Raw genomic sequence first — 23,615 nt, 5'->3', positions numbered from 1 at the left:
ACAAAATGATTTCTCCGTGATTTCCGTGTTTCCGTGGCAATAAATCATTAGGCAAGATGCACATCATCAACCCCGCAACAGAAGAAATTATCACCAGTTTAACTGAAGATAATTCATCCACACTTCAAGCCAAATTTGGCACCTTAAAAAAAGCGCAGCCGCTATGGGCCAATAAAACCCTCGGTGAGAGGATTTCAGTGATTACTGAGTTCAGTTCTTTACTGGAAGCAGAAATAGAAGAACTCGCTTCGGTGCTCACTTCCGAAGTAGGCAAACCGCTCCAGCAATCGCGCAACGAAATTAACGGGGCAAGGGCCCGTATCAAATGGATGTTGGGCAATGCTGAAAAATACCTGGCTGATGAAGTAATGCTTGATGAACCTGGTTTAAAAGAGGTAATCAAATACGAGCCCTTGGGTGTGGTTTGCAACATCTCTGCCTGGAATTACCCCTATCTTGTTGGCGTTAATGTTTTTATTCCAGCGCTTTTAAGTGGAAACGCGGTGTTATACAAACCATCAGAATATGCCACACTGACCGGCCTCCAGATCGAAAAGTTATTAAAAAAAGCCGGTGTGCCTGATGATATTTTCCAAATCGCCATTGGTGCGAAAGAAACTGGCGCGGCCTTATTAGAGCTGAACTTTGACGGTTATTTCTTCACCGGATCGTACAAAACAGGGAAATTAATCTACGAAAAAGTTGCCCCCAAAATGGTTCCCTGTCAGTTGGAATTGGGCGGAAAAGATCCTTTATATATCGCCGAAGATGTAGCTAATGTAACCGACGCAGCAGTTGGTACGGCAGACGGTGCCTTTTACAATAACGGACAAAGCTGTTGTTCGGTTGAGCGCATTTATGTACACGAGAAAAACTACGACACTTATTTAAATGCCTTTGTTGCCGAAGTTAAAAGCTGGAAAACCGGTTTACCAACAACCGATGGGGTATACATTAGCGCCTTAACCAGAAAAGAACAGGTAGCGGTATTGGAAAATCAGGTTAAAGATGCCTTAAACAAAGGCGCCAAAATATTAACCGGTGGCAAGGCCGTTGAGGGAAAAGGTTATTATTTTGAACCAACCGTGCTAACGGATGTGACCAACGATATGCTGGTGATGCAGGAAGAAAGTTTCGGGCCCATTATCGGCATTATGAAAGTGAAGGATGATGCTGAGGCATTAAACATGATGCAAGATACCGACTATGGCCTAACCGCTTCTGTTTATTCCGCCAGCCAGGCAAAAGCTGAAGAAATATTAGCTCAATTAGATGCAGGCTCAGGTTACTGGAACTGCTGCGATCGCGTGAGTGCCGCGCTACCATGGAGCGGAAGAAAATATTCAGGTATAGGCGCTACCTTATCCCACCAGGGCTTAAGGGCCTTTACCAAACCAAAAGCTTATCATTTAAGGGGGTAAAACATGGGAAATGAAAGAGACAATCACTTAATCGAAGGCGAAATTGCCGATTATTTATTAACAGATGATGGGATACTGATTTCGTACAGTAAAAGCGTTTTACGGACTGTAGAAAATATATCTGCCAATGTTGCCCTGGTGAAGAAAATCACCAACAACAAGAAGGTTCCATTGTTAATATACCTAAAAAATTCGCCTGTTCCGGATAAAGAAACGCGAAGGTTTTCTACGGAGCAGTTACCCCAAATTTATACGGCCATGGCCATGGTTTCGAAACCAGGTTTAGCGCAATTGATTATGAAGATCCTTTTTAAGTTTCAAATTCCACCCATTCCCATGAAATCATTTACTGATGATGAGAAAGCCAGGGACTGGTTAACGCAGTTTTTGTAATTTAAATCTGTAATACGGTAATTAACCCCAGTTCACTGAGACTCATAACATTTGCACATGATCACTCCAGAAAGCAATCAGAAAAGCTGGTTAATTAAACAGGGCTATTTTAATCGAAAACCTAAAAATTTATCATTTACGCCACAATCTATCGTATTTGGCGATCAAAAATTATCAGTTCCCGCAATAACCAGCCTATCCCAAGGCGCGCCTATACAATATCGGTTTGGTATCAAATGGATTAGAGGATTTGAATTTACGGTAGGAAGAAAGTATCAGTTATTGATCAGGAACAGCGATGGTGAAATGATCAAAATAAGTTTCGGTTCTTATTATGGCATTAATAAAATCGCTTTGTATAACCAATATGCCGAAATATTAAATCAAGTATGGGTAACTTATTTCGATGCTTTAGTTGATCACTATTTAGCGCTATTTGATCAAAAAGCAACCTTTACGCTGGCTGATGTGCTGTTTGAGGAATCAGGAATTAAAATTAAGGCAACAAGCTTTATTAAAGAAGAGGAAAAGTTTTTGCCTTGGCCTGATGTAGGCACCAAAAATTACCGCACCTATTTTGCCATCTTTTCAAAACAAAATCCATCAAATATCAATAAAGGATATAGCTATTTAGAAGATTGGGATACGGGAGTTTTATATAGTGTTATGGAAACGATTTTAAAAGGATTCGAGGCAAAATAGTTTCAAAAAGAATCAAATAATACTACTTCTTTAAAAGGTTCTTTACTGTGCTAGCAATGACAGACTACAGTAGAACTTTGTGGTTGAGCCTTCGACTCCGCACCGACTGACAAATCTTTGATAACAGCACAATTTTAGACAAACGCCATGCGCCCTGCGCTGTGCTTCTTACACATTTCTCTTCCTACAAATACCTCCTATTAAAATCTTTTTTAATAAATTGCGGATTATACTTATCCGGTTAACCCGTTTTAATTATTCGAATGAAAAAATTATTCCTGATGATCTCCTGCTGTGTTTTTGCAGCCAATACTTTCGCTCAAACGCTAGTTACAGAAACTGAAATCGGCGATTCCGAAAGTACGGTTGCACAAACTCCAATTGCCATTATACCCGAGCCTGTATCCTTAATGAAAAAGGCCGGAACATTTACCTTACCCGAAAATGTAATTATACAGGCGGTTAAGAGCGGAGAGTTAAAACAGTCTATTGCTTATTTATCCGACCGGATTAGCACCGCTACAGGTAAATTTGTGAGTACAGTGAGCAATTCTGGCCACCCTACGATTAAACTCATTTTAAATACCCAAGAAGACACGCAGTTGGGCAAAGAAGGTTACAAGCTCAATGTTAATCCAACGCAGGTTGTGATCACTGCCAACCAGCCAGCAGGCATTTTTTATGGTGTGCAATCCTTACTGCAGCTTTTCCCTGCTGAAATAGAAAGTAAAGAACTGGTAAACGATATCAAGTGGAAAGCGCCTTGTGTTGATGTGGTCGATTATCCCAAATTAGGCTGGAGAGGTTTAATGTTCGATGTGGCCCGTCATTTTTTCACCAAACAGGAAGTAAAACAGTTTATTGATGATATGGTGCGCTATAAATTCAACCTGTTGCATTTGCACCTTGCAGATGATGAGGGCTGGAGAATCGAAATTAAAGGTTTACCCAAGCTAACCGAAGTAGGTGCCTGGAGTGTTAAAAAAACAGGCACATTTGGCGATTTCACACCACCAACTGCCGATGAACCCCGCACTTATGGCGGTTTCTATACTCAGGACGACATAAAAGAACTTGTTCAGTATGCGCAAGAGCGTTTTGTAAACATCTTACCCGAAATTGATGTTCCAGGACATAGTTTAGCCATTATTTCTTCTTATCCAGAACTTTCATGTACGCCTGATGCGGTGAATTATAAAGTACGTTCGGGCGAAAAAATTATGGACTGGAGCCGTGGCGCGCCACCAACAGCTTTGATCGACAATACGTTGTGCCCAGCAAATGAGAAAGTTTATGTCTTTTTAGATTCGGTACTTACCCAGGTAGCTAAACTTTTCCCTTTCGAATATATCCATATGGGCGGAGATGAAGCACCACATAATTTTTGGGAAAAGAACGATCAGGTGAAAGCCTTAATGTTGCGCGAAGGATTAAAAACCATTCCACAGGTTCAGGCTTATTTTGAAAAACGTGTGGAACAGATTGTGGTTTCGAAAGGCAAAAAATTTATGGGCTGGGACGAAATTCTTGAAGGTGGTGTATCGCCAACAGCAGCGGTTATGAGCTGGCGGGGAATGAAATATGGTATTCAGGCAGCCAATGAGAAACACAATGTGGTAATGAGTCCAACAGACTTTGCCTATTTGGATTATATGCAGGCCGATCAAATTACCGAACCAAAAGTTTATGCTTCGTTAAGGTTAAACAAAGCCTATCAGTTTAACCCAGTTCCGGCTGGTGTAAATGCACAATATGTGATTGGTGCGCAGGCCAACCTCTGGACAGAACAGATCTTTACCTTCCGCCAGGTAGAATACATGGTTTGGCCACGTGCATTCGCGATTGCAGAATCGATCTGGAGTCCTATTGAGAAGAAAAACTGGACAAATTTTGTCGACCGTACACAACAACATTTCAAACGCCTGGATTTAGCAGAGATTAAATATTCGCCTGCCATTTACGATCCTATTTTTACAGTAAAACGCAGTGCGGATAAACAATTAATGATCGAATTAACTCCGGAGATTGACGGTTTAGATATTTATTACAGCTTTGACAACTCCACTCCCGATCGTTTTTACCCTAAATATACCGCTGCCTTACAGGTACCAAAAGATGCCAGTATGTTACGCGTAATTACCTACCGCGGCAAACAACCGATCGGAAGATTGATCAGCATGCCAGTAGCAGATTTGCAAAAAAGGGCGAGATAAAATGACAGGAGAAAAAAGTCTGTCCATGCTTCTAAAAACCATGAAACCGATACATAACCCTGGAGAATTTGTATTTTGTAAGGTTGGGCATGAACAAACAATAGATATCAATCTGGCGATTTGCCTATTTAAAGAGCATGAGGCCACTACAGTAGTCTTAAAAAAGGAAATTGCAGATCAATTAGGTCTCGAATATACATTTATCGCCTCCTGGATCACATTAACCGTGCACTCTTCTTTAGAAGCGGTAGGCTTAACGGCAGCATTTTCATCTGCACTATCCAAAAAAGGCATAAGCTGCAATGTAATCGCGGCCTATTACCACGACCATATATTTGTGGGGGTGAAAGATACCGAAGCAGCTATGAATATTTTAAAACAACTCTCTGAATAATGGGAAAAGAAATAGAGCGGAAATTTTTGATCGATCAGCAGAAATGGGATCAACTGAGCAAACCGGAGGGAAAACTTTTTAGGCAGGGTTATCTGCTTACCGATAAAGACAAAACCATACGCGTAAGGGCAACATCAACAAAAGGTTTTCTAACCATAAAAGGACAAACTATTGGCGCTACCCGAATGGAATATGAATATGAAATTCCAGTTACCGAGGCCACAGAATTATTGGATCATTTCTCCCTTTCCGAGCTTTCGAAAACACGATATGAAATTCACTTTAACGGCAAACTTTGGGAAGTTGATGTTTTTCTGGGAGATAATAAAGGTTTGATTGTTGCTGAGATCGAGCTGGAAAGCGAAGATGAGGCTTTTGATTTGCCTGACTGGATAAGCAATGAAGTTACCGAAGAAGAAAAATATTACAACTCCAATTTAACGGTCAAACCTTTTAAAGATTGGGTTTAAATTTTATAAAGAGACCTTATAGGTTTAAAAAACCTATAAGGTCTGATAATTTACTTAGCCAATGGCATTGCTGCGCCTGGCTTAATAATGCCTTTCAGCTCCACATCAAATACCAATGGGGTAAATGGATTGATTGGTCCGCCTCCATTTTCGCCAAAGCCTAATTTTGATGGCAATATCATTTTGATCTTGCCCCCAACACCAATAAGCTGGATACCCTGGATCACACCTTGTGGCAATTGACCTAAAGGCAGGCTACGTGGCACATACTGCACGCTTTCGGAAAAAATGCCAGCTTCTTTTGCAATTTTAGCATCCGAAGTATCGAAAACATTTAATGCGCCGCTCGATTTTTTATTGGTAAACTGACCGGTATAGTCCATCAATACCGTATCAGTTAAAGCAGCTCTTTCAGAGTTTCCTGGGGCTGAAATAACATATTGTAAACCAGAAGGAGCAGTAGTTACCTTAAGGCTGTTCTCCTCCACATATTTAGCAATTTTAGTCGGTTCTACAACCTTATTTTTCTCGTTTAGCGCTTTATACTCCGCTTCGAAAAAAAGTCTTTTTTTGGCATCGAAAATAGAATCAGGATCTTTTCCTTTATGGAGTACCTTTTCAATTTTGATGGTAAAAGAGGCAATATTTGATTTTAATCCTTTTGGTTTTGGCTGACCAGAATATTTCTCCATCGAATCGAGGTTCAGTTTAAAAACAGCACTATCACCTTCACCAAGCAGTTTTAAACCAGATGCCAAATCGCCCTTAAACATCGATTTGCTAATGGCAAAAAATCCCGGGCGCTCATTGTCGTAAGTATTTACCATTACCGAATCGGGATTGGTGTTGGTTTCTACCGTTTGCACGCCATTCAATTTTACATAATCACCATCCTGAATTTTTGGCTTACCGTCACTTTTATAGATCTTGTAAGTCATATCTCCTTCACCCTTTTCGAATTTGTTACAGGCAGATAGTCCCAAGGCTGCTGCCAAGAGCATAATAATTCCTTTTTTCATTTAATATATATATTGAAAATAACTTTCGATCCTATCTCCGGATGTTTATGCTATTTTATTAGATCATACAAAGATAGGCTATAATAAGTTTTTATAAATCTTTGGAACGTTTTATTTCTTGGTTCAACGTCAAAAAAAGCGCAAAAAAAAATCCTGCTTAAATTAATAAGCAGGATTTACAATATCATTTAAGTATTATTTTTTAACTACCGGAGCAGGCATTTGAACTGGTGCTGCTGCAGCTGGTTTTCCTTTAATAATGTCTTTGATCTCTAAATCGAAAGCAATCGGGCTAAAAGGCATGATACCTACCTGAGGTGCACCTTGCTCACCGTAACCTAAGTTAGAAGGGATAATTACTTTGATTTTACCACCTTTACCAATTAATTGTAAAGCTTCAGTAAATCCAGGGATTGTACCACCAACTGCCATTTTCGTAGGACCGTAAGGTTTACCTGGTTTAAATTCTTTTTCTTCTTTAGCCAGTTTCTCATCACTTGTATCGAAGATTTTGTATTTACCATCTTTACCTTTTTTAGTTACTCTACCAGTATAGTTAATTAATACAGTATCACCTAAAGCTGGTTTTTCTGCACTACCTGGTGTTTCAATAATATAGTGTAAGCCGCTCGCAGTAGTTTTGGTTGCCAATTTAGTATCTTCTAAATAGCTTTTCAATTTTGCAGGTTCAGCAGCTTTCTTTTTCTCAGAAGAAGCTTTGTAATCAGCCTGGAAAAATTCTGTTGCTCTTTTGTTAAAAGTAGAATCAGCTTCACCAGTTTTTTTCTTGAATACTTTTTCGATTTTAACCGTGAAAGTGATGTATTTATCGTTTTTAAACTGCTCTGGTTTTGGTTGTTTACTATGGAAAGCCATAGTATCTAAATTTACTTTGAAAGTTGCGCTATCGCCTTCTCCGAATAATGTTAACACATCGTTCATATCACCGGCGTACATTTTTTTCTGTGCAGGAAATACTGCAGGAGTTTCGCTATCGAAAGTGCTTGATAAAACTGAATCTTTATCGTTTTTCTGAATGAAATTCATTTTAACGATATCACCTTCTTTAATTTTTTCGTTACCTGCCGAGTTGTGGATGGTATACAATAAGCCACCAGCTCCCTTTTTCTCTTTGTTACATGCCGCTAAACCTAAAGTGGCTGCTGCTAGAATAATAATTCCCTTTTTCATTTATTTAATTTGACTTTTTTAAGTTTTTATTGTTTTATTTCTTGTTTCTAAGCTATCAATTGTTCTTTATATTCTGCTAATATCGATTTAAATTCGTTTACTACATCAGCTAAAAGCTTTTCTGCGGCTCCACCTGCAGCATTTCTGTGGCCACCGCCATTGAAATATTTCTTGCAGATTTCGTTGGCAGGAAAATCACCTGTTGATCTAACTGATAATTTAACTTTATCAGGTCGCTCAATAATTAATGCGGCCAAACGGATTCCATTGATCGATAAAGCATAATTCACTACACCTTCGGTATCTCCGGTTGCGCTATGGTATTGCGCCAGTTCTTCTTTCGTAACCGAAATAATGGCGGTATTGTATTCTCTTATCACTTCCAACTTGTTTGATAGGCAATAACCTAAAAAACGCAAACGGTTTTCGCTGGCATTATCGTATACCAATTGATGGATTTTCCAGTGCTCTGCACCAAGATCAATCAGATCGGCTGCAATGCGGTAAACCGCTGATGTTGCAGATTCAAAACGGAAAGATCCCGAATCGGTCATGATACCTGTATATAGGCAAGAAGCAACATCCTTGTTGATGCCAGCTTTATCTTCTAACTGGTTTACAATAAAATCGTAAACCAATTGTGCGGCGGCACAGGCATTGATATCCCAATGGCGGTAATCGTCAAAATCTTCAGGCTCGAGGTGATGATCAATCATGATTTTTTTAGCGCCTGCTGCCCTCACCAATTCGCCGAGTTCGTTAATACGGCTTAAGGTATTGAAATCAAGGCAGAAAATGATCGAAGCTTCATCCACCAACTTAGCGGCCTCTTCCTGCTTTTCAGTAAAAATAACCACATCGCCATTATTTGGCATCCAATGTAAAAAAGTAGGATAATCGGTTGGTGTAATTACCTTAACATGGTGGCCTTTCTGAATTAAGTATCCATATAAACCCAAGGACGAACCCATCGCATCGCCATCAGGTTTGTGATGCGTAGTGATCACAATTCGTTGTGGCGTAGCCAATAATGTTTTTAATTCAGTTAGTGTAAGCATATATTTTTTGCGCTGCAAAGCTAAGTAAATTTAGATTAGGATTAAAGGATTTTAAGATTAGCGGATTCATATATTAAAAACAGGCAATGTTAAATATTTTAAACGCAATTTTAAGTAACAATATCACTCCACAAAGCCCAAAGCACGGCCTAAACATGGGCAATGGCTGTTGATAATTCATCAATTAAAACGTATTTTTGCAAAAAAATTTGATATCAAAAACACAATGAGCACTAACAGAACTTTCACCATGATCAAGCCAGATGCAGTTGCAAACGGCCATATCGGATCAATCATTAACGACATTACTAATGCTGGTTTCAAAATCATTGCATTAAAATATACTAAACTTACAGACGAAACTGCCGGCCAGTTTTATGCTGTTCACGCTGAGCGTCCTTTTTACAAAGACTTAGTAAGCTTTATGTCTTCAGGACCTATCGTTGCTGCTATTTTGGAAAAAGACAATGCAATTGAAGATTTCAGAAAACTGATCGGTGCTACCAACCCTGCTGAAGCTGCAGAAGGTACAATCCGTCAGAAATATGCAAAATCAATTGATGCCAATGCAGTTCACGGATCAGATTCTGATGAGAATGCTGAAATCGAAGGTAACTTCTTTTTCAAAGCAGACGAACGTTTCTAGTTTATAACACAAAACATTTACAATAAAACCCCGAACATTCGGGGTTTTATTGTTTTATCTATTTTGTATCTTTCGGCCTTAAAAATAATCCACATCTAAACCTGTTGGAATTAGTTACATATAAAATAATCAATGAAAAGAATTTTCCTAGCGGTATGTTTATCAGGTATCGCTGTTGCATCTTATGCACAAACCAAAACAGCAGCAAAAAAACCAGCTGCAAAGAAATCTATTCCAGTCAGTAAAACTTCCACGCTTACCGTATTAAAATCTCCGTTAGATTCTACCAGTTATGCTTTTGGTACCTCGATCGGTGCAGGTTTAAAAACAACCGGTCTATCTACCTTAAATTACGAAGTATTATTAAAAGGTTTGAAAGATGCATTTACTGGCGGTAAAGTTGTGCTCAATCAACAACAGGCACAACAATGTATTAACGAGGCATTATCTAAGGCCTCTGCAATAAAAAACAAAGCAGAAACAGAAGCAAATAAAATTAAATACGCACCAATTATGAAAGAAGGACAAGATTTCTTAGATCAGAACAAAAAACGTGCAGGCGTACAAACAACTGCAAGTGGCTTACAATATGAAGTTCTAACTGCCGGAACGGGAGTTAAACCAGTAGCTACCGATTCGGTACTGGTTCACTACAAAGGAACATTATTAAACGGAAAACAGTTCGACAGCTCTTACGACAGAGGTGAGCCGATTTCTTTTCCACTTAACCGTGTGATACCGGGCTGGACAGAAGGTGTACAACTAATGCCAGCTGGCTCAAAATATAAATTCTTTATCCCTTACAACCTGGCTTACGGCGAACGTGGTGCAGGCGCAGACATTCCACCTTATAGCACTTTGATTTTTGAGGTTGAGCTGTTAAAAGTAAACGGAAAATAAGATTTGTGCGGTCAGATGTTACCATCTGACTGTTCATGCAAATAAAATTGCGAGATAATTACTCCACTTAGAAAAATTAGAGATCGTGTCAGATGGTAACATCTGACACCATAATTGCGAAACTAAACCTTATATGTGCAGTCGGATGTTACCATCTGACTGCATTTTTTTTGAAGTGAAATAATCCAATTAAAAAATATGATATCGTGTCAGATGGCAACATCTGAGATCACAAACACCGATTCGAGCTAAATAAGCCCTTTATTAAAACTTTCTTCAGTATTCGATGTTAGCTATTACAAATTAACATAAATATGAAAAGAGCATTCCCTTTAGTACTGATCGCATTTTTATGCACTACCTTAAGCAGTTGTGAACTAGTAGAAGGTATATTTAAAGCCGGCGTTTGGGTTGGCGTGATTGTAGTTGTAGTAGTGGTTGCATTGCTCATCTGGATTTTATCCAAGATATTTGGCGGTGGGGGGAATTAGTTGGGAGCTTGAAGTTGGGAGTCCTGAGTCTATAGTCCTGAATAGGGAGACTTAGTCCTCATTAAAATATTAAGGGTATAAGCGAAAATCTTATGCCCTTTTATGATGCCTATAAAAAAATCATTTCGGTGATGACCTGACTACCCGCATGTTCGTTCAGTTTCTGGATAATTCCCTGCCGTACCATTACCAGTTCGTTTTTGATCACCGATGATTCTATACGAAGAAACAGTTTTTTATCGTGGATATAGATCTGTTTGGTTCGGTTGGCGATGGCCGTGCCCATAATCTCAGGCCAGATCGATAAAATAGAGGTTTCATCGAACTTACGGCGCAAACGGTATACATCCAGCATTTTGCTGATGGCATCCTTTACTGTAACATCATTGGGTTTACGCATTTTGTATGGTTCCGTTATCAACTTCGAACAAAGTTACATCAACTTCTATTTTTTCAAAAATTGATTTCACTCTTTCTCTTCCTGTATCTGTAATAAATATCTGCCCAAAATCATGGTGGGAAACCATTTGCATTAACTTTTGAACGCGGTTATCGTCCAGCTTATCAAAAATATCATCCAACAAAAGCAAAGGTTTAAATCCTTTGTTCCTGGCAAGGTAAGCGTACTGGGCAATTTTTAGTGCAATTAAAAAAGATTTCTGCTGCCCTTGAGAACCAAACTTTTTTAAAGGCATCCCGCTGATTACGAAAGCGAGTTCATCTTTATGGATACCAGTTGTGGTACGCTCCAGCACACGGTCTTTTTCAACTGATTTCTTCAATAGTTCTTCGAAAGTAGCCTCATTCAACTGTGATTGATAATTCAGCTCCACCGTTTCCTTATTATCGGTAAGGTAGGTATAATACTGGTTAAACAAGGGAATAAACTCATCCATAAATGCCTTGCGGATGGCGAATATCTTATTGCCTGCAAAAACCAGTTGTTCGTCTAAAATTTCGAGCAACGTAGGATCATACTTTCTGGTAATGGCAATCTGTTTTAATAAGGCATTCCGGTTTAACAAAATGCGGTTATAGGTAATCAACTGATCGAGATAATGTGCATCAGTTTGTGAAATCACGTTATCTATAAATTTTCTACGCTCCTCGCTGCCTTCCATAATCAGGTTGACATCATAAGGTGAAACCATTACTACCGGAAAGAGGCCAATGTGATCGGCCAGTTTATCGTATTCCTTTTTATTGCGTTTGAACTGCTTTTTGTGACTGCGTTTAACCCCACAGGAAATTTTTTCGTTTTTCTCATTGCGGTCAAAATCGCCCTGGATCATAAAAACTTCTTCGTTGGTTTTAATCTGCTGACTATCGATGGGATTAAAGTAACTTTTACACAGACACAGGTAATGAATGGCATCGAGCATGTTCGTTTTACCTGAGCCATTATTACCCGTAAAAACGTTTACCGTTTCCGAGAAATGAAGATCCGCATCGGTATAGTTCTTGAAATTTAGAAGGGTAATGTTTTTTAACCACATAAATATGTCACAAATTTACCGTTTTTTAGCCTCTTAACATCCATTGTTTAAAATAAACGTTAATAACATTTAAAAAAACTGTACTTTCATACCAAGGAAAATTAGATGGTTGCACAAAAAATGTTAGAGGGAAATGTTCTATGGTCTTATGATCATGAACTGACCAATGAAAAAAGCTCAAGCTGGATTAAAAAAATCGCTGGTTTATTTTCGTTTTTAAAGCCGATCCACAATCATGAGGGCAGTATCCTATTGGCATCAAATGGTCTTTTTATTACCGGAGATGAGCAATTGGAACTTCCACTATCAAACATAGAGGAAGTTTATATGGGTTTTGATGATCTTTTTCCTGCTTCATCTGCAAAAAACTTCGGTGCATTTTGGCAACCCATCAGAATACGCTCAACCATTAGCCGTTCTGAAAGCCAAACTGTATATCTGGTCATTAATCATACAGGCATTTTCAGCGATAACCAAACCTGGTTTAACACCTTAATTAGCTTGTTGCGCTAATTATCGCGGCCATTTTACAGTTCTGTACCCCTAAATAACTAATGTTTAATCAAATACTTCAAAATAAAGGTTGATACTTTGATTGAAAAATGTATTTTTGCGTTCTTAATTTTTTTAAACAAACATGTCTACAACAGATAACCAGACAATTCAACCAACTAAAAAAGGTTCATTTTTACAAGAGAACAATAAGAGCTTACTGTTTATTGCAGGTGCTGTAGTTTTATTAGTTTTAATATATCTTTGGTATCAAGGCTTTTATTTAAAAGGCCGTGCTGAAGAAGCCGCTAACAAAATGTACAAAGCAGAGCAGTATGTTGGTGTAGATTCATTATCGAACAAAGCAGTTAAAGGCGAAGGTGGCTACCCAGGCTTAGAACAGATTGCAAAAGAATATGATAACACTAAATCGGCAAACCTGGCTAACCTTTATTTAGGTGGTATCTATTTACGTAAAGGCGAATACAAACAAGCGATCGAATCGTTAAGCAAATACAGCGCTACTGGTAGTCCGGTTGCAGATCCATTGGCTTTAGGTTTATTGGGTGATGCATATAGCGAGTTGAAAGACTTTAAACAAGCTTCTACTTATTACAAGAAAGCCGCTGATAAAGCAAGCAAGTTTACTTCACCAATGTTTTTAAAGAAATTAGGTTTGGTGAATGAAAACCTAAAAGATTTTAAAGGAGCAGTTGATGCTTATACTAAAGTAAAAACACAATATCCTGAGAGTGCAGAAGCGCAATTAATTGATGCTTACATTGCAAGGGCTCAAGAACAAGTTAAATAATCATTTAACTAAACATATTTACTGGAAAGATCATCGGAAGATGGTCTTTTTTTGTTTAAAAGCTTTTCGTAATTGCGGTTGCTGATCTTTCAACTACGGCTTAGGATGACACCCGCCTCACTCCCTGTTTGGTGGCCCACCAAACGATAGACAAACTCTTTCAATAATCATCTCTTTTTTCTGGAAATCAGGTTTAGGTGGCGCCACTGGTGGTACTCTTTGGGGGTGCAGACTCCAGAGAAAAAGCAAGTTGCAGATCAGATGGTCTGTGAAGTGAATCTATATAAAACTATGCCATTCAGCCCTTAATAGTAGTAAAGACATTGCTTTCTAGACCTGATTGAAATGGAAAGCCCGTAAACGAGGTACGAGTACGGACTTGTAATGAAAAGCAGGGCGAACATCCAAAAGAGCTTCTGCAATTGCTCTTCAAATGATCTTTTTTCTACTACACGCTTATTAAAAAATCCCATTAGCATCGTCGTCAATTGAAGCGCAACGAAATAGAGATATTCCCTTCTGTCTATTACCATATAAGGCATTTGAGGACATATAAGTTTAAACTTATTGTCTGTAGAAGGCGGAATATACTTTCTAACAAAAGATCCTTCGCTGCGCTCAGGATGACAGCATGGACAGTTAAGCGATTTAAACAGTTAACCGATTAACCTCAAAATTTACTTATTAAAAGCCGTCATGGTGTGGCCAGGCCCGATGGTAACATAACTTTTAATCAGTTCTACACTTTTATCAATTAACGCAGGAAGTTCCAATTGTTCATTTTTATCAAATAAACCCAATACGAAATCTACCTGTCGGCCTTTCGGATAATCGCTGCCGATACCAAAACGCAAACGCGCATAGTTTTGGCCGCCACAAACCTCTTCAATGCTTTTTAAGCCATTATGACCAGCGCTGGAGCCTTGCAGCTTTAACCTTAGCTTGCCCAGAGGTAATGCAAGATCATCAACAATAACGAGCACATTTTCTGGTGCTATTTTTAACTCCTTCATCCAATAGTTTACCGCTTTACCGCTTAGGTTCATAAAGGTAGTTGGCTTAATTACATGAAGCTTTTTGCCTTTAAAGCCTACTTCAGCATAATAAGCCAGGCGGATATTATCGAAACTGCCACCTAAACCTTTAACCAGTTCATCGGCAATATCAAAACCAATGTTGTGTCGGGTATGTGCATAATCCGGTCCGATATTTCCTAAGCCTACTATAAGATATTTCATGGCGCAAATATAAAATGTTTAATGGAAGATGGAAAATGGATTATGGGAGCTGGGCGGTTAGCGATAAGCGTTTGGCGGAATTAACTTCATATAAATAAAAAAAGCGCTCCGAATTAAATCGAAACGCTTCATCTTGAAATCAGGAAATCTTAAGAATCCTGATTATTTTTTACCTTTAGCAGCTTCAGTTTCTGCTTGTTTTAATGCTCTAGACATTGCAACAGAAACGATCGTATCTTCAGGAGTGTTAGTGATTACGTATTTATCACCTTTAAGGTCACGAACACGAACTAAACTACCCACTTCTAATTTTTCGATGCTAACTTCTACGTTTTGTGGCATATTAGCTGGTAATGCTTTAACGCGTAGTTTACGTAATTTCTGGATTAATTTACCCCCCATTTTAACACCTGGAGAAGTTCCTGCTAATTTAACCGGAATTTCCATAACGATTTCTTTCTCGTCGAATAACTGAAGAAAATCGATGTGCATTAATACGTCGGTAAGTGGGTGGAACTGAGTATCTTTTACGATAGCTTTAGTTTTAGCTCCATTAACCTCGATCTCTACAAAGTTTACATCCGGGGTATAAATAACATCTCTTAAATCAGCAATAACTACTGCGAAGTGTTGTTGCTCTTTTCCACCATACAATACCGCCGGAACTTTACCTTCGTAACGAAGTTCCTTGGCATCGCGTTTCCCTACGTTCTCTCTTGGAGAACCGCTAATTGCGATTGTTTTCATTTTATTTTTATTTATTTATTAGTGTTCGGTATCAAGTAACAAGTATCAAGACATTTAGTCTTTAAATCCTACCTTCAACCTTATTAAACTCTCTTTTGGTTTTGCGTTTGGCGTTTTTAACGCTGATCGCAATACGCTTAACGCTATACTCTAAACAAGTCGCTAATTGAGCCATGTTCGTTTACATTGGCAATTGCCCTTGCAAATAAACTTGCTGTACTTAGCACCCTAATTTTCGGACTTTCCTGTTTTAACGGGATAGTATCCGTAACGATCAGTTCGGTTAATACCGAATTTTCTATCGTTTCTATTGCTTTGCCCGATAATACGGCATGTGTACAAACCGCCCTTACACTTGCTGCACCGTTTTCCATAATCAAAGCCGCGGCTTTTGATAAGGTTCCGGCGGTATCGCAGATGTCGTCGATCAATACTACATCCTGTCCGGTAACATCACCGATAATCGACATTGATTCGATTTCGTTGGCACGTTTACGACGTTTATCGCAAATAATCACTTCAGCATTAAAAAACTTGGCAAAAGTACGTGCCCTATACGAACCACCCATATCAGGCGATGCAATAGTTAGGTTTTTCAAGTTTAAGCTTTTGATATAAGGTACAAAAATTACCGATCCATCTAAGTGATCAACCGGGATATCAAAGAAACCTTGTATCTGGGCAGCGTGTAAATCCATCGTCATAATGCGGTGGATACCTGCTGATTTTAATAAGTTAGCTACCAATTTGGCGCCGATTGCTACACGAGGTTTGTCTTTTCTATCCTGACGGGCCAAACCATAATAAGGAACTACTGCGGTAATATAATGTGCTGATGCTCTTTTAGCGGCATCAACCATTAGCAAAAGTTCCATTAAATTATCGCTGGGCTGATAAGTAGACTGGATTAGAAAAACATCGCTACCACGGATTGACTCATCAAAGGAAGGTTGAAACTCTCCATCACTGAATTTGTGAATGGTTACGCTACCAAGTGGTTTGCCGTAATGTTCGGCAATCTTAAGTGATAATCCCTTAGAACCTGTTCCGGAAAAAAGCTTTACCGGGTTAAACTGCAATGGCATGGGTTCGTGTAGTTTACGGTTAAAAAAAATCGGATCATGTCTATTTAAAACATGATCCGACATTAAATTTTCGTTGTCCGACCTGGATTCGAACCAAGACAAACGGTACCAAAAACCGTTGTACTACCCTTATACTATCGGACAAAAACTTCTCAAGGATATTCTCCTCGAAAGGGAATGCAAATGTAGGAACCTTATTTTAAATATGCAAGAGTGATTTTAAAATATTTTTAATTTCTTTCCCGCTGTTCCTGTTTGCGATGCAAAGATAAAAAAATCATCATATCTGGTGCAACATTTTATTTTTTTCTACGACTTTTTTTATTGCGAACCACTTAAATCATTTATTATCAAAGACTAAAATTAAACTATGAATTACTCAAGGATCAACACCATCGGAGGCTGGCTCTGTTTTTTCGTTGCCGCGCTCACGTACATCTTAACTTTAGATCAATCTGTAAGTTTCTGGGATTGCGGCGAATTTATTTCTTCAGCCTTCCGAATGGAGGTGGTACACCAACCAGGTGCTCCTATCGTATCGATGGTTCAAAGGCTATTTTCGGCCCTTGCTTTTGGCGATAAAACTAAAGTTGCCTATTTCATCAATATAGCTTCGGCCCTTGCAAGTGCAGGTACGATCCTCTTTTTATTCTGGACGATCACTGCACTGGCCAAAAAAACCGTCATCAAAAAAGGCGAAGAAATGACGAATCAAAAAATCATCGGTATTATGGGCGCTGGTTTAGTTGGCGCACTGGCCTATGCCTTTTCTGACAGTTTCTGGTTTTCGGCTGTAGAAGCTGAGGTCTACGCCATGTCGTCGCTCTGCAGTGCCATTGTATTTTGGGGCATATTAAAATGGGAATCGCAGGCTGATGAACCAAAGTCAGACCGGTGGTTACTTTTTGTAGCCTACATTATGGGGCTTTCAATCGGTGTACATATTTTAAACCTGCTTACCATTCCTGCTTTAATATTTGTTTATTACTTTAAAAAGAACCCTGCTCCCACCTGGCAAAGTATTTTAAAAGTATTTTTTGTTTCGATTGTGGCATTGGCAGTAGTGCAATTTGGCATTATCCAATATATCGTATCACTTGCGGCAAGTTTCGATTACTTTTTTGTAAATACGATGAACCTCGGGTTTGGTACAGGTATATTGTTTTTTGCTATTCTATTAATTGGAAGTTTAGTTTATGGCATCCGTTACTCCATCCGCAAGCATAAAAGAGCCTTAAACCTGATTTTGTTATTTACCGTACTCCTCTTGTTCGGCTACAGTTCTTTTGCATTATTGGTAATCAGGGCACAGGCCAAACCCAACCTCAATAACTATAATGTAGACAATGTATTCTCGCTTTCGAGGTATTTAGGCCGCGATCAATACGGCGACAGGCCGTTGTTATATGGCGAAAATTACAATTCAGAAAAAATCGATATTAAGGAAACGGGGGAAATTTTCCGCAAGGGCGACAAAAAATACGAGCCTGCCGGAACAAAATCGGCTTACGTTTACGACAGTAAAACTTTAATGCCGCGTATGTACAGCGATAAACCAGAGCATATTCGGTTTTATAAAAATTATATGGGCTTTGATGACCAACATAAACCAACATTAATAGACAACTTAAAATACATGTTTTCTTTCCAGGCCGGGCAGATGTACATGCGTTATTTTATGTGGAATTTTGTAGGGAGAAAAAACAACGAAGATGGCCAGTTCGGCGGTACAGACGGTGCCTGGCTTAGTGGCGTTAAACCTGTAGATGCGATAAGGTTGGGCAGTCAGAAAAACCTGCCACCATCTGTTGTGGAGAACAAAGCATACAACAGGTTTTTCTTTTTGCCTCTAATTATCGGCCTAATCGGTGCAGTTTGGCATTTTAAACGCAATCAAAAAGATGCAGGCGTTATCGGTTTACTATTTGTTTTCACGGGCATTGCCATTGTAGTCTACTTAAACTCTGTACCTATAGAACCGCGTGAAAGGGACTATGCTTATGTAGGTTCGTTTTATGCTTTTGCCATTTGGATCGGTTTAGGGGTATTCGGAATAAAAGATTTTGTTTTCCAAAAGCTAACACCTGCACGGGCGAGTATTTTTGCTTCAATTGTAGCATTGTTCGGCGCCCCGATTATTATGGCCAACCAGGGCTGGGACGACCACGATCGTTCTGATAGCCATGAAGCACGGGATATGTCGGTAAATTACCTTAAATCGTGTGCGCCCAACGCCATCTTGTTTACTTATGGCGATAACGATACTTATCCGGTTTGGTATGCGCAGGAGGTAGAAAATGTACGTCCGGATGTGCGGGTGGTAAACCTGAGCTTATTTACTGCCGACTGGTATATCGATGGCATGCGGAGAAAGCAGAACGAATCGGCCCCTTTGCCCATCACTTTAAAACCTGGGCAATATGTGGAAGGTACAAGGGATATTATGTATTACCAGGATTATAAAATTGCCCAGCATATCGAGTTACAGGAAATTTTAGATGTTCTCCTTTCCGATCATGACGAAGATAAAGTAGCCATGAACGATGGGGCAAAATATAATGTATTGCCTACCAAAAACCTGAAACTTAAAATAAGTCCGCAACAGGTTTTAGATACTGGTACGGTGCCAAAAGAAGATGCCGGCAAAATTGCAGACAGCATGGAATGGACATTTAACCAAAACTATGTAACCAAAGGAACTTTGGCTTTATTCGATATTTTGGTACATAACAACTGGAAGCGGCCGATTTATTTTACAGGTTCCATGCCCGATGAGCAATATCTCGGTTTGAATAAATATCTCTATTCGGAAGGTCTGAACAGAAGATTGCTGCCATTAAAACCAGATACGGCCATTACCCAGGATTATGAGCGTATTAACATCAAACCTTTGTACAACAACCTGATGAATGTTTATGCTTACGGAAATATTAAAAATGCAAATCATCTGGACAGACAATCTGCCGATGATGTAACCAGGATCTCCAATATGTTTAACAGTGCATTAAACGATCTGATCAACCAGGGTAAAATTGCAGAAAGCAAAACCATGGCAAACAAATACTTTGAAGTGATCCCTGTTAAATTTCACAGCATGCGCCAGGTAATGAGTACCTATTATTTTACCGAAAGCCTATACCGCTTAAACGACCTGAACCGTGCAAACGCGATGATCAAAAAAACGGCTGATTATGTAAACAAGGAACTGAATTATCTTGCTGATGTTTCGGAAAGCAATAACCAGCTGGCAGCAGAGCAGGACGTACGTTTTTACCTCGGTTATTTAGGCCAGATGGTAAAATTAACCAATGTATTTAAACAGGATGGCTTAAGCAAAAGCCTCGAAAAACAGTATAACGATCTGATTATCCGTTTTACCCCATATGCAACCGGTTAGGATAAAAACATTCTAAATTTTAACCCATAGGCAGATTTTACATTTCTGTTTATGGGTTTTTAATTTGCAAATAGATTAAAATCCTTTATGTTAATAGGCTTATGCCGTTAAAAATTGTTAAATCAATCGGAAATTTTACCAGTTTTATCGACTAGAATAGTTAATTTCGGCAGCATTTTTATGTGAAAACAATTTTTAATATCATTAAACAAACCAATGAATTATTCAAAAGTTAACAATATAGTAGGCTGGATCTGCTTTTTAATTGCTACACTAACTTACGTTTTAACCTTAGAGCCTTCTGCAAGCTTTTGGGATTGCGGTGAATTTATCGCATCAGCATTTAGAATGCAGGTTGTTCACCAACCGGGTGCACCGTTATTCTTAATGCTGCAACGTTTCTTTTCGATTTTTGCAACTGGCGATTTAACCAAAATCGCTTATTGGATGAACGTAGGTTCGGCTGTTGCGAGTGGGGCAACTATCTTATTCTTATTTTGGACAATTACCGCCCTGGCAAAAAAAACAGTGTTAAAAGCTGGCGAAGAATTGACTACGGGCAAATTGATCAGCATTATGGGTGCAGGTGCCGTTGGTGCGCTGGCTTATACTTTCTCTGATAGTTTTTGGTTCTCTGCTGTAGAATCGGAGGTTTATGCACAATCATCGTTATTTACCGCAATTGTATTCTGGGCGATCCTTAAATGGGAAGCACATGCTGATGAACCAAGGGCCGACCGCTGGTTATTGTTTATTGCCTATATCATGGGTTTATCAATCGGTATCCACTTATTAAACTTATTAACCATACCAGCAATTGCATTTATCTATTATTTCAAAAGAACTGATAAAGCAACCACTTCTGGAATTTTAAAAACCCTTATTGTTGGTATTCTGATTCTGGCCGTAATTCAATATGGCATTATCCAATACCTGGTTTCGTTTGGTGCTTATTTCGATCTGTTCTTTGTGAATACACTGGGCATGGGCTTTGGAACAGGCGTGATGTTCTTCGCTATTTTATTAATCGGCGCATTGGTTTGGGGAATCCGTTATTCGATCAAACACCAAAAGAAATTATTAAACTTAGGTTTAATCTCTACTGTTTTAATCATATTCGGTTATGCATCTTTCGCAATGATCATCATTAGGGCTAAGGCAGATCCGAACTTAAATAACAGTGCGCCTAAAGATGCTTTCTCCTTCTTAAGTTACTTAAACCGTGAACAATATGGTGACAGACCATTGGGTTATGGCCCGAACTATAACTCGGAAAGAACAGGCGTTACTGAAGGAAAAACAATCTGGAGGAAAGGAAAAGAAAAATACGAAGTAGCAGGTAAAAAAACCGATTATGAGTATAGCAACAACACTTTATTGCCACGTATGTATAGCGATGACCCTAAACATGCTGGTTTTTACAAAGAATGGATGCATTTAGATGATGCGAAACATCCTAACCTGGTTGATAACGTTGGCTTTTTAGCGAGCTACCAAATTGGTTACATGTATATGCGCTATTTCTTCTGGAATTTTGTTGGCCGCCAGAATGACGAACAAGGTCAGGGAAGCGGATTTGAAGGCGAGTGGATCAGTGGTATTAAACCCATTGATACCTGGTTGCGTGGCGATCAAAGTCATTTGCCGCCATCAACAGTCGACAATAAAGCGTACAACCGTTTCTTCTTTTTACCATTGATTTTAGGAATTATCGGTGCTGTTTGGCATTTCAAACGCAATCAGAAAGATGCAGGTGTAGTAGGTTTATTATTCTTCTTTACCGGTATCGCCATTGTATTGTATTTAAATCAGAAGCCATTAGAGCCTCGTGAAAGGGATTATGCCTATGTAGGATCGTTTTATGCCTTTGCCATATGGATTGGCCTCGGGGCGCTCGCTATCAAAGAATGGGTATTTAAAAAAGTAAGTCCTACCGCTGGTGCCATTGGCGCAACGGTAATTGGTTTACTGGCTGCCCCAGTAATTATGGCAGAGCAGGGATGGGACGATCACGATCGTTCGACCAAATTGGTTCCGCATGATATTGCTTTAGATTATCTTCAATCGTGCGCACCAAACGCCATCTTATTCACTTATGGGGATAACGATACCTACCCACTTTGGTATATCCAGGAGGTAGAGAATGTACGTCCTGATGTGCGTATTGTAAACTTGAGTTTATTTGATACGGATTGGTATATCAATGGCTTAAGACAAAAGCAAAACGAATCGGCACCATTGCCAATTTCAATGAAACCTGAGCAGTATGTACAGGGCGAAAGGGATGTAATGCCATACGATGATTATAAAATTGCCGGAAGTATTGAGCTTAAAAACGTAGTTGATCTGTTATTATCAAACGATGAGAGCGATAAAGTACCGATGCAGGATGGCACAAAATCTAACTTCTTGCCAACCAAAAACCTTAAGATTACCATTGATCCACAGCAAGTGGTAAGCACAGGAACCGTTCCTGCTGCTGATGCGTCAAAAATCGCGACAGAAATGGACTGGAAGTTTAATAAAGGTTATGTTACCAAAGGAACTTTGGCAATGTTCGATATCCTGGCACATAATAACTGGAAACGTCCTATTTATTTCGCTTCTACAGTGCCTTCTGAACAATACAACGGTTTAGATAAGTATTTATACAGCGAGGGTTTAGCTTTGCGCTTATTACCGCTTAAAGCGGACACCACAGTATCTGACGACAGAGCAGAACAGTTGAATACCCCGGTTCTGTATAATAATCTGATGACTAAATTTAAGTGGGGAAATATGAAAACCGCTAAATATTTAGATCCTCAGTCATCAGACGATACTTTCATTTTCACCAACCTGTTCAGTAGCTTAACCAGTAGCCTGATTAAAGATGGCAAAACTGATGAGGCTAAAAAAGTAGTGGATAAATATTTTGCCGTAATGCCAGCTGATAAATTCTTCGGCATTCGTACGGTTGTAGTGAAGTTTTATATGGCCGAAAACTTATATAAACTAGGTGAAACCGCCAGAGCGAATGATATTTTAGATAAATCTGGAGATTATATCACTAAGGAGCTTAACTACCTTGCTGATATTTCTCAGTCTAAAGGTTTAACCGGATCGCAGAATATCCAAACTGGCTTATACTACCTGGACAGAATGATCAAAACGAGTAAAGCCGCTGGTCAGGATAAGTTAAGCGATAAGCTACAGAAAACATTTAATACTTTAGAAGGCCGTTTATCGATGTTCTTCCCACAACAAGGCCCGCAACAATAAGCGGATCTGAAAATAGATTATAAAGCAGCTGCATTAATTTGTAGCTGCTTTTTTGTTTGATGTTTGCGCTCGTTTCTAACTAGTGCAATAATAGCTATACGATTCTATCGTAGAAAGCCTAAATTTAATTTGTCATTACAGGTCGTAAATACGACCAGTTATTTACACGCTCGTTAGAAACGAGCGTGAG

The 23,615-nt window shown here is 39.1% G+C and carries 20 protein-coding genes and 1 pseudogene; 13 read left to right on the top strand and 8 right to left on the bottom strand.

Annotation, left to right across the window (positions count from 1 at the left end; all coding sequences use genetic code 11):
• Positions 1 to 53: 53 nt before the first annotated feature.
• The 6 genes and pseudogenes from R2S57_RS27995 to R2S57_RS27970 all read left to right on the top strand — a co-directional run.
• Positions 54 to 1,421: pseudogene (locus R2S57_RS27995) on the top strand (aldehyde dehydrogenase family protein); the annotation flags it as partial.
• 3 nt (positions 1,422 to 1,424) lie between these two features.
• Positions 1,425 to 1,814, top strand: coding sequence for an STAS/SEC14 domain-containing protein (locus tag R2S57_RS27990; protein ID WP_316848217.1), 390 nt, complete (start codon positions 1,425 to 1,427; stop codon positions 1,812 to 1,814).
• A 57-nt stretch (positions 1,815 to 1,871) separates the two neighbouring features.
• The gene (locus R2S57_RS27985; protein WP_316848216.1) at positions 1,872 to 2,516 is read left to right on the top strand and encodes a hypothetical protein; all 645 of its coding nucleotides are present in this window, start codon (positions 1,872 to 1,874) and stop codon (positions 2,514 to 2,516) included.
• A gap of 263 nt (positions 2,517 to 2,779) precedes the next feature.
• A complete protein-coding gene (locus tag R2S57_RS27980) occupies positions 2,780 to 4,729 on the top strand; it encodes a beta-N-acetylhexosaminidase (RefSeq protein WP_316848215.1) in 1,950 nt (649 codons plus the stop codon).
• A gap of 1 nt (position 4,730) precedes the next feature.
• Positions 4,731 to 5,123 (top strand): ACT domain-containing protein, encoded by a 393-nt coding sequence (locus R2S57_RS27975; RefSeq protein WP_316848214.1) that lies wholly within the window; start codon positions 4,731 to 4,733, stop codon positions 5,121 to 5,123.
• Positions 5,123 to 5,593, top strand: coding sequence for a CYTH domain-containing protein (locus tag R2S57_RS27970; RefSeq protein ID WP_316848213.1), 471 nt, complete (start codon positions 5,123 to 5,125; stop codon positions 5,591 to 5,593). Before R2S57_RS27975 ends, R2S57_RS27970 begins: the two co-directional genes overlap by 1 nt.
• Positions 5,594 to 5,643: 50 nt before the next feature.
• On the opposite strand, the gene R2S57_RS27965 is transcribed toward R2S57_RS27970, so the two are convergent.
• The 3 genes from R2S57_RS27965 to R2S57_RS27955 form a co-directional block, all read right to left on the bottom strand.
• The gene (locus tag R2S57_RS27965) at positions 5,644 to 6,612 is read right to left on the bottom strand and encodes an FKBP-type peptidyl-prolyl cis-trans isomerase (RefSeq protein WP_316848212.1); all 969 of its coding nucleotides are present in this window, start codon (positions 6,610 to 6,612) and stop codon (positions 5,644 to 5,646) included.
• A 195-nt stretch (positions 6,613 to 6,807) separates the two neighbouring features.
• Positions 6,808 to 7,803 (bottom strand): FKBP-type peptidyl-prolyl cis-trans isomerase, encoded by a 996-nt coding sequence (locus R2S57_RS27960; protein ID WP_316848211.1) that lies wholly within the window; start codon positions 7,801 to 7,803, stop codon positions 6,808 to 6,810.
• 47 nt (positions 7,804 to 7,850) lie between these two features.
• Complete coding sequence (locus tag R2S57_RS27955) at positions 7,851 to 8,861, bottom strand: DHH family phosphoesterase (protein ID WP_316848210.1); 1,011 nt, start codon at positions 8,859 to 8,861, stop codon at positions 7,851 to 7,853.
• Positions 8,862 to 9,087: 226 nt separating this feature from the next.
• On the opposite strand from R2S57_RS27955, the gene R2S57_RS27950 reads away from it, so the two are divergent.
• The 3 genes from R2S57_RS27950 to R2S57_RS27940 all read left to right on the top strand — a co-directional run bounded on the left by R2S57_RS27950 (position 9,088) and on the right by R2S57_RS27940 (position 10,898).
• Positions 9,088 to 9,507 carry a nucleoside-diphosphate kinase gene (locus tag R2S57_RS27950; protein ID WP_025144153.1) on the top strand — a complete coding sequence of 140 codons (420 nt, stop codon included), beginning with the start codon at positions 9,088 to 9,090 and terminating at the stop codon, positions 9,505 to 9,507.
• 132 nt (positions 9,508 to 9,639) lie between these two features.
• The gene (locus tag R2S57_RS27945) at positions 9,640 to 10,407 is read left to right on the top strand and encodes an FKBP-type peptidyl-prolyl cis-trans isomerase (RefSeq protein WP_316848209.1); all 768 of its coding nucleotides are present in this window, start codon (positions 9,640 to 9,642) and stop codon (positions 10,405 to 10,407) included.
• Positions 10,408 to 10,721: 314 nt separating this feature from the next.
• A complete protein-coding gene (locus R2S57_RS27940) occupies positions 10,722 to 10,898 on the top strand; it encodes a hypothetical protein (RefSeq protein WP_316848208.1) in 177 nt (58 codons plus the stop codon).
• A gap of 109 nt (positions 10,899 to 11,007) precedes the next feature.
• Here R2S57_RS27940 and R2S57_RS27935 read toward each other — a convergent pair whose 3' ends face one another.
• Positions 11,008 to 11,298, bottom strand: a complete 291-nt coding sequence (locus R2S57_RS27935) for a DUF721 domain-containing protein (protein ID WP_316848207.1) — start codon at positions 11,296 to 11,298, stop codon at positions 11,008 to 11,010.
• Positions 11,291 to 12,394 (bottom strand): DNA replication/repair protein RecF, encoded by a 1,104-nt coding sequence (gene recF / locus R2S57_RS27930; RefSeq protein ID WP_316848206.1) that lies wholly within the window; start codon positions 12,392 to 12,394, stop codon positions 11,291 to 11,293. Before recF ends, R2S57_RS27935 begins: the two co-directional genes overlap by 8 nt.
• A gap of 120 nt (positions 12,395 to 12,514) precedes the next feature.
• Between recF and R2S57_RS27925 the strand changes: the two genes are divergently transcribed.
• Together R2S57_RS27925 and R2S57_RS27920 are read left to right on the top strand one after the other, a co-directional pair.
• Positions 12,515 to 12,907, top strand: a complete 393-nt coding sequence (locus tag R2S57_RS27925) for a hypothetical protein (protein ID WP_316848205.1) — start codon at positions 12,515 to 12,517, stop codon at positions 12,905 to 12,907.
• A 124-nt stretch (positions 12,908 to 13,031) separates the two neighbouring features.
• Positions 13,032 to 13,697: a tetratricopeptide repeat protein gene (locus R2S57_RS27920; RefSeq protein WP_316848204.1), complete on the top strand. Its 666-nt coding sequence runs from the start codon at positions 13,032 to 13,034 to the stop codon at positions 13,695 to 13,697.
• Positions 13,698 to 14,374: 677 nt separating this feature from the next.
• Here the strand turns inward: R2S57_RS27920 and pth are convergent.
• From pth to R2S57_RS27905, 3 genes are all read right to left on the bottom strand, one after another.
• Entirely contained in the window at positions 14,375 to 14,935 is a 561-nt protein-coding gene (pth, locus tag R2S57_RS27915; protein ID WP_316848203.1) for an aminoacyl-tRNA hydrolase, read from the bottom strand.
• Between the two features lie 162 nt (positions 14,936 to 15,097).
• A complete protein-coding gene (locus R2S57_RS27910; protein WP_316848202.1) occupies positions 15,098 to 15,682 on the bottom strand; it encodes a 50S ribosomal protein L25/general stress protein Ctc in 585 nt (194 codons plus the stop codon).
• 143 nt (positions 15,683 to 15,825) lie between these two features.
• Entirely contained in the window at positions 15,826 to 16,767 is a 942-nt protein-coding gene (locus tag R2S57_RS27905) for a ribose-phosphate pyrophosphokinase (protein WP_316848225.1), read from the bottom strand.
• A 370-nt stretch (positions 16,768 to 17,137) separates the two neighbouring features.
• On the opposite strand from R2S57_RS27905, the gene R2S57_RS27900 reads away from it, so the two are divergent.
• Both R2S57_RS27900 and R2S57_RS27895 read left to right on the top strand, forming a co-directional pair.
• Positions 17,138 to 20,164 carry a DUF2723 domain-containing protein gene (locus tag R2S57_RS27900; RefSeq protein ID WP_316848201.1) on the top strand — a complete coding sequence of 1,009 codons (3,027 nt, stop codon included), beginning with the start codon at positions 17,138 to 17,140 and terminating at the stop codon, positions 20,162 to 20,164.
• 216 nt (positions 20,165 to 20,380) lie between these two features.
• A complete protein-coding gene (locus R2S57_RS27895) occupies positions 20,381 to 23,425 on the top strand; it encodes a protein O-mannosyl-transferase family (protein WP_316848200.1) in 3,045 nt (1,014 codons plus the stop codon).
• The last annotated feature ends 190 nt before the right edge of the window (positions 23,426 to 23,615 follow it).

Source organism: Pedobacter psychrodurus, assembly GCF_032678585.1.
GTDB lineage: Bacteria > Bacteroidota > Bacteroidia > Sphingobacteriales > Sphingobacteriaceae > Pedobacter > Pedobacter psychrodurus_A.
Note: the sequence above shows the minus strand (reverse complement) of the source record. Positions and strands in the feature narration are given on the sequence as shown.

What these genes read in the sequence shown, in the direction of transcription:
- R2S57_RS27900 (WP_316848201.1), top strand. Translation starts at nt 17,138, where the DNA reads ATGAATTACTCAAGGATCAACACCATCGGAGGCTGGCTCTGTTTTTTC.
- recF (WP_316848206.1), bottom strand. Translation starts at nt 12,394, where the DNA reads ATGTGGTTAAAAAACATTACCCTTCTAAATTTCAAGAACTATACCGAT.
- R2S57_RS27920 (WP_316848204.1), top strand. Translation starts at nt 13,032, where the DNA reads ATGTCTACAACAGATAACCAGACAATTCAACCAACTAAAAAAGGTTCA.
- R2S57_RS27975 (WP_316848214.1), top strand. Translation starts at nt 4,731, where the DNA reads ATGACAGGAGAAAAAAGTCTGTCCATGCTTCTAAAAACCATGAAACCG.
- R2S57_RS27990 (WP_316848217.1), top strand. Translation starts at nt 1,425, where the DNA reads ATGGGAAATGAAAGAGACAATCACTTAATCGAAGGCGAAATTGCCGAT.
- R2S57_RS27980 (WP_316848215.1), top strand. Translation starts at nt 2,780, where the DNA reads ATGAAAAAATTATTCCTGATGATCTCCTGCTGTGTTTTTGCAGCCAAT.
- R2S57_RS27925 (WP_316848205.1), top strand. Translation starts at nt 12,515, where the DNA reads ATGTTAGAGGGAAATGTTCTATGGTCTTATGATCATGAACTGACCAAT.
- R2S57_RS27895 (WP_316848200.1), top strand. Translation starts at nt 20,381, where the DNA reads ATGAATTATTCAAAAGTTAACAATATAGTAGGCTGGATCTGCTTTTTA.
- R2S57_RS27950 (WP_025144153.1), top strand. Translation starts at nt 9,088, where the DNA reads ATGAGCACTAACAGAACTTTCACCATGATCAAGCCAGATGCAGTTGCA.
- R2S57_RS27905 (WP_316848225.1), bottom strand. Translation starts at nt 16,767, where the DNA reads ATGCCATTGCAGTTTAACCCGGTAAAGCTTTTTTCCGGAACAGGTTCT.
- R2S57_RS27935 (WP_316848207.1), bottom strand. Translation starts at nt 11,298, where the DNA reads ATGCGTAAACCCAATGATGTTACAGTAAAGGATGCCATCAGCAAAATG.
- R2S57_RS27965 (WP_316848212.1), bottom strand. Translation starts at nt 6,612, where the DNA reads ATGAAAAAAGGAATTATTATGCTCTTGGCAGCAGCCTTGGGACTATCT.
- R2S57_RS27970 (WP_316848213.1), top strand. Translation starts at nt 5,123, where the DNA reads ATGGGAAAAGAAATAGAGCGGAAATTTTTGATCGATCAGCAGAAATGG.
- pth (WP_316848203.1), bottom strand. Translation starts at nt 14,935, where the DNA reads ATGAAATATCTTATAGTAGGCTTAGGAAATATCGGACCGGATTATGCA.
- R2S57_RS27910 (WP_316848202.1), bottom strand. Translation starts at nt 15,682, where the DNA reads ATGAAAACAATCGCAATTAGCGGTTCTCCAAGAGAGAACGTAGGGAAA.
- R2S57_RS27985 (WP_316848216.1), top strand. Translation starts at nt 1,872, where the DNA reads ATGATCACTCCAGAAAGCAATCAGAAAAGCTGGTTAATTAAACAGGGC.
- R2S57_RS27945 (WP_316848209.1), top strand. Translation starts at nt 9,640, where the DNA reads ATGAAAAGAATTTTCCTAGCGGTATGTTTATCAGGTATCGCTGTTGCA.
- R2S57_RS27960 (WP_316848211.1), bottom strand. Translation starts at nt 7,803, where the DNA reads ATGAAAAAGGGAATTATTATTCTAGCAGCAGCCACTTTAGGTTTAGCG.
- R2S57_RS27940 (WP_316848208.1), top strand. Translation starts at nt 10,722, where the DNA reads ATGAAAAGAGCATTCCCTTTAGTACTGATCGCATTTTTATGCACTACC.
- R2S57_RS27955 (WP_316848210.1), bottom strand. Translation starts at nt 8,861, where the DNA reads ATGCTTACACTAACTGAATTAAAAACATTATTGGCTACGCCACAACGA.